This is a genomic window from Clavibacter lycopersici, assembly GCF_003576405.1.
Lineage (GTDB): Bacteria > Actinomycetota > Actinomycetes > Actinomycetales > Microbacteriaceae > Clavibacter > Clavibacter lycopersici.
Genome location: NZ_QWGT01000290.1, coordinates 1 through 3,034, shown reverse-complemented (window position 1 = coordinate 3,034; position 3,034 = coordinate 1). Strand labels below are relative to the sequence as shown.

5 protein-coding genes are annotated in these 3,034 nt (G+C 75.1%); 3 read left to right on the top strand and 2 right to left on the bottom strand.

What is annotated here, in order from left to right; genetic code table 11:
* Nucleotides 1-113 precede the first annotated feature (113 nt).
* The gene (locus DZG00_RS14055) at nt 114-494 is read right to left on the bottom strand and encodes a VOC family protein (protein WP_119382964.1); all 381 of its coding nucleotides are present in this window, start codon (nt 492-494) and stop codon (nt 114-116) included.
* Nucleotides 495-529: 35 nt separating this feature from the next.
* On the opposite strand from DZG00_RS14055, the gene DZG00_RS14050 reads away from it, so the two are divergent.
* The 3 genes from DZG00_RS14050 to DZG00_RS14040 are packed head-to-tail and all read left to right on the top strand — an operon-like array spanning nt 530 to nt 1,711.
* On the top strand, nt 530-793 hold the full coding sequence (locus DZG00_RS14050) for a hypothetical protein (RefSeq protein ID WP_119382965.1): 264 nt from the start codon (nt 530-532) through the stop codon (nt 791-793).
* Nucleotides 794-806: 13 nt separating this feature from the next.
* A complete protein-coding gene (locus DZG00_RS14045; protein ID WP_233549172.1) occupies nt 807-1,427 on the top strand; it encodes an HD domain-containing protein in 621 nt (206 codons plus the stop codon).
* Entirely contained in the window at nt 1,424-1,711 is a 288-nt protein-coding gene (locus tag DZG00_RS14040; protein WP_119382967.1) for a hypothetical protein, read from the top strand. Before DZG00_RS14045 ends, DZG00_RS14040 begins: the two co-directional genes overlap by 4 nt.
* A 27-nt stretch (nt 1,712-1,738) precedes the next feature.
* On the opposite strand, the gene DZG00_RS14035 is transcribed toward DZG00_RS14040, so the two are convergent.
* The gene (locus tag DZG00_RS14035; protein WP_119382968.1) at nt 1,739-2,851 is read right to left on the bottom strand and encodes an acyltransferase family protein; all 1,113 of its coding nucleotides are present in this window, start codon (nt 2,849-2,851) and stop codon (nt 1,739-1,741) included.
* Nucleotides 2,852-3,034: the final 183 nt, after the last annotated feature.

Sequence of the window (3,034 nt, the reverse complement as noted above, 5' to 3'; positions counted from 1 at the left end):
GAGGAACGCGGCGGGCACCGCGCACGCGGCCACCGCCAGGGCGACGACGGCGGCGGCGCGCATCCGGCGGACGCGTCGGGCGGGATCCCCCGGCCCGGTGGGCGGACCGTCGGTCACGCGATGGGCGGCTGGATCAGATCCCACGCCGCACCGCACGGGTCCTCGAAGATCGCGACGGTGCCGTACGGCTCGTGACGCGGCTGCTCCCGGAAGACGACGCCGTGCGCGAGCATCCGCGCGTGCTGGGCCGCGAAGTCGTCGGTCTCGAGGAAGAACGCGACGTCGTCCCCGGCCTGGCGGCCCACCCGGTCGGCGTCGTCGCTGAGCGCCAGGACGAAGCCGGCACCATCGCCGTCCGGCCCCACGACGACGCGACGCCGACCGCTCGGCGCCGTCTCGTCCTGCCGCACGACGAAGCCCAGCGCGTCGACGAAGAACCGGAGCGCCTCCTCGTGGTCGCGGACGAGGTACGTGACGTTCTGCAGCCGGATCATCCCTGCACCGTATCGGCCGCGCCTACGGTGGGTCCGTGACCCGATCCCTGCGCCTGCTGCTCGTCATCGCGTCCCTCGCCGTGGTGGCCGGAGCCGTGACCCTCGGCGTCGGGCTGATGCAGCCCGCCGCCACCGGCTGGTTCGCGTACGCACCGCTGTCCGGCGAGTCGTTCGTGCCGACGGGCGTGCACCTGGTCTCGACGGCGGCGCTCGTGTCCGTCGCCGTGCTCGCGGTCGGCGTCGTCGCCCTCGCGCTCTGGTGGGGGATCCGGATCGGCCGCCGCCGCGACGACGCCTGACCGGGATCCGCCCGTGTCACAGTGGCCCATGCGCATCGCCGACTTCCCCGTGCCCGACACGGCCGCCGCCCGCGGCGCCCTCGAGCTCGCCACCACGTACCAGTCCGCCGCGATCACGGCGCACGCGCTCCGCTCCTGGCTCTGGGCCGAGGGGTTCGCGGTGGTCGAGCAGCTCGCCGACGTGGACCACGAGGTCCTCTACGTCGCGGCGGTGCTGCACGACATCGGCACTGTCACGGAGTACGACAACCACACGGTCTCGTACGAGCACGCGGGCGGGCACGTGGGCGTCGCGCTCACGGCGGGCGCGGGCTGGCCGGCCGCGAGGCGGCAGCGCGTGCTCGACGCGATCGTGCGGCACAACTGGCCGTCGGTGGATCCGGCGCTCGACGTCGAGGGGCACCTCCTGGAGGTCGCGACCGGCCTCGACATCTCCGGCGCGCGGGCCGACGCGCTGCCCGAGGAGTACCTCCGCGAGGTGCTCGCGGCGCACCCGCGCGGCGACCTCGCGGCCGAGTTCGGCGCGTGCGTCGTCGACCAGGCGGAGCGGAAGCCCGACACGGCCGCCCGGCGCCTCGTCGACGGCGGCGTGATCGCGAAGCTGGCCGCGAACCCGCTCGAGGCGCTCCGATGAGCCGCGCCGGGATGCGCGCGCTGCTGGCCGTGGCGGTGCTGGCGACCGCGGGCGGGGCGATCGCGTTCGTCGTCGCGCTGTCGCAGCCCGTCGTCATCACCTCGTTCGCGGCCGTCGGCCCCGGGAACCCGTTCCGCGGATCCGGCGTGCACTTCCTCACGACCACCGCGATCGTGGGCGCGGTGGTGCTCGCCATGGGTCTCGCGGGCCTGGCGCTCGCGCTCGGGATCCGGCTCGGTGGGCGCGCCCGGCGCGACGATCGACCCCCGCGCGTCGACCGCTGAGGGACGCCGGCGCGCCCGCGTCCCCGATCAGCGACGGACGCCGAGCACGAGCCGCCGCCCCGGCACCTCCACGGCGTGGTGCAGCACGAGCGCCGCGAACAGCGCCAGCACCAGCGCGCACGCCGTGAGGATCGCCGCCTGCCACGCGGGCAGCGGGGGCATGGATCCGCCGAAGCCGGCTGCGATCGTCTGCACCACGAGCAGGTGCGCCATGTAGAACGGGAACGACAGCACGCCGAGCGCCACGAGCGGCCGCGTCGCGAGCACGGTGCGCCGGCCGGCGACGTCGGCCCGGGCCAGCGCCGTGACCAGGAGCGCGAAGCCGACGATCGTGAAGCCGGCGGTCCCGAACGGGGACCCGGGCCAGGCGGCCGCCGCCGCGTACCCGACGAGAGCCAGGACGATCGCGGGCACGAGCCGTGCGCCCCGCCACGCGCCCGACCGCAGCAGGAGCGCGAGGACGACGCCGAGCAGGAACTCGGGGAGACGGGTCAGCGGGAACGCGTACCAGAAGACCGGCAGTCCCTCCGCGGCGGAGATGACCGGGCCGACCACCACGACCGTGGCGAGCAGGACGGCGGCGGCGATCAGCAGGTCGGCCCGCGCGCGGCGGAGCAGCGGGATCACGAGCGGGAAGACGAGGTAGAAGAACGCCTCGCAGGTCAGCGACCAGCTGACGGGGTTGCCGGCCTGCCACCAGTCCGCCTTCCACGAGCTGACGAGGAGCGCGTCCGCGACGACCGCGTGCGGATCGCCGGTGCGGATCGCGGGGAGGGTCCCGGCGGCGAGGAGCAGGGCCGCGACCAGGGTGACGAGGTGCACGGGGTAGATCCGCGCCAGCCGGTGGCGCCAGAACGACACGATGCCCCGGCCCGGCCGGTCGCTCCACGCCAGCACGAACCCCGAGAGCAGGAAGAACAGCGAGACGCCCGTCGCGCCCGCGCCGAACACGGCGGACATCGCGTCCTGCGCGTGCCCGGAGAAGTACCCCGTGTTGCGCACGTGGTACGCGAAGACGACGAACGCGGCCACCCAGCGCAGCCCCGTGAGCGAGGGCAGGGACGGGCGGGCGAGCGCGGCGTCGAGATCCGGACGGGGACGGACGAGCGGTGTGCGGAGGAGGGCGGAGTCGACGGACATGCCCCCAGCTCAGCGGGCGACACGTTGCGAGAGCGTCTGGTCCGCTCCATAACCTCTCCATACGCGTGTGCTCGCCCGTGGGGTGCCGCGGCATGGGCTATGGCGCGCGAGGCGCGCTACGCGGTCGCCGGCACGGCCGCGCCGGCCTCGGCCGGCGGCGGGAACGCCACCTCGACGACGAGC